2 protein-coding genes are annotated in these 2,191 nt (G+C 63.9%); both read left to right on the top strand.

Annotation, left to right across the window (positions count from 1 at the left end; translation table 11 throughout):
- Positions 1-136 precede the first annotated feature (136 nt).
- The gene (locus ABGB01_RS45840) at positions 137-1,042 is read left to right on the top strand and encodes an IS3 family transposase (protein WP_347780619.1); all 906 of its coding nucleotides are present in this window, start codon (positions 137-139) and stop codon (positions 1,040-1,042) included.
- A gap of 757 nt (positions 1,043-1,799) precedes the next feature.
- Positions 1,800-2,191: winged helix-turn-helix domain-containing protein (locus ABGB01_RS45835; RefSeq protein ID WP_347780617.1), on the top strand; the 392-nt coding region annotated here is incomplete at its 3' end.

Below are 2,191 nucleotides of genomic sequence, written 5' to 3'. Positions count from 1 at the left end.
GCGACCCTACCCACCGGCATTGCCGACCAAGGTGTGGATCAACCAGCCACCCGTGATCTCCGAGACCGACACCTCACCACAAAACGCGCAAGTAGCCTGACGTCTCACCGGGTTTGACAGGTTCCGGGCGGCCTTCATCAGCTCCCAGAAGACCGAGCACAACGTCGACCACGTCATCTCCTGCCGGGCGCTGGGCGTCTCGCAGTCCTGGTACTACAAGTGGAAGAACCGCATCGGCGAGGATGCGCCGACCGCCCGGCAGCGCCGGCGGATCGACCTGGACGCGGAGATCACCCGCTCGTTCGAGGCGTCCGGCGGCACCTACGGTTCGCCGCGCATCACGCGTGATCTGCATGCGGCAGGCTGGCGGGTGTCGGAGAACACGGTCGCCGCGAGGATGGTCGAGCTCGGCCTGGTCGCCCGGGTGCGGCGCACGCGGCGCGCGCTGACCCGGCAGGGCAAGCGGCCGGCCGCTCCGGATCTGGTACGACGGAAGTTCACCGCGCCCGCTGCGGACGTGCTGTGGTGCGGCGACGTGACGCAGATCGACACCGATGAGGGCAAGCTGTATCTGGCCACGGTGGAGGACCTGTTCTCCCGCAGGCTGCTCGGCTATGCCATGTCCGAGCACCACGATGCCGCCCTGACCTGCGCCTCGCTGCAGATGGCGGCGGCCACCCGGGGCGGCGACGTGGACGGGGTGATCTTCCACTCCGACCGCGGCTCGGAATACACCGCCGCCCGCTACCAGGAGCTATGCCGGCGCCTGGGCGTGGTGCAGTCCATGGAACGCGTGGGTTGCGCGCTCGACAACGCGGCCGCCGAGGCGTTCAACAGCACCCTCAAGGTCGAGCACGTGCACCGCCACCGGTTTCGCACCCGGGCCGAGGCCCGCCTGAAGATCGCCACCTGGATCGCCGACTTCTACAACACCGTTCGGCGGCACAGCGCCAACGACAGCTTGCCGCCCATCACATTCGAACGTCACATGATCGAGAAGAGACACGCCCCATCGGCCCTGCTGAGGACCGCTGTGGCATAGAACCGTCTCCACACTTTCAGGGGATTGACAGTGATGAGCAGACGCGTGTCCCCTTCGTTAGCATCACGCGCTATAAGATCAGTTAGCGGCTTGGAGTAGCGCCGTATTGCTGCTCGAACGCGGTCCCGCGCATCTGCCTCCCACTTCGGAACTGCTCGCGCCCCCGCGGGCTTCCTCGTTGCGGAGCTTACGACTTCCTTGGAGGTCTCAACCTGCTCGTTGCTGACGATCGGCTGTACGACCTGCTCACTCATGGCACCCACCTGCACATCTAGTAGTGACAAGGCAGGCTAAGCCATTTAGAAGATCAACACATTATGACATCGAGATCGATACAAAAACGACCCCATAGCGCCACTCTGGACGCGAACCCGAACCACACAAATAGCATAAATACCCTTGGCAAGCACTCCGCCGACCAGCAGGATTTCAGGAGGGTCAGCCGCCGCCAAACTAAGGAAATGCGACTGTCCGCTTTTCAGGCGGAGCAATCACCCTGCTCCGCCAATGGAGACCGAGCTCGAAGTGTCGTGTAGGGCTGTCGTCAGATGCCGCTGGTGGCTGACGTTGCTGTCAGCCCTACTGTCACTTCCCGCCTCGGCTCTCCTCCGTCAGAACAGATGTCGATTGAGGCAACCTGTGTCCAGCGGCATGGCACAGGCTTGAAGATAGATCACGCCGCCTGACCGAGGAGGTTCCCAACCCGTCCATCGTCATGGCGGCCCTGATTGACGATGCCGGTAACCGGAGGAGTGCCGTGCCGATCCCCGACTTCCAGACCTTGATGCGGCCCGTTTTGGAGATGCACTTCGATGGCGGTGACCATGAGTCCCCTGAGGTGATCGCATTCATGGCCGACCGCTTCGAGCTGAGCGCGGACGAGCGCGCGGAGATGCTGCCGTCGGGCGGGCAGAAGCTCTTCAACAATCGGATCGCATGGTCCGTCACTCACATGGCCCAAGCCGGCTTGTTGGAGCGGCCTCGTCGAGGCGTCACCCGGATCACCGACCGAGGCCGGAAAATCTTGGCCGAGCACCCGAACCGGGTGGACATGAAGGTGCTGAACCGGTTCGCGGAATACCAGGAGTTCCGTACCCGCCGGCGCAAGGCCGACAAGGCTGCGGAGGAGCCGGAGCTGTCCGCGGCGGA

Source organism: Nonomuraea sp. B5E05 (assembly GCF_039880665.1).
Taxonomy (GTDB): domain Bacteria; phylum Actinomycetota; class Actinomycetes; order Streptosporangiales; family Streptosporangiaceae; genus Nonomuraea.
Note: the sequence above shows the minus strand (reverse complement) of the source record. Positions and strands in the feature narration are given on the sequence as shown.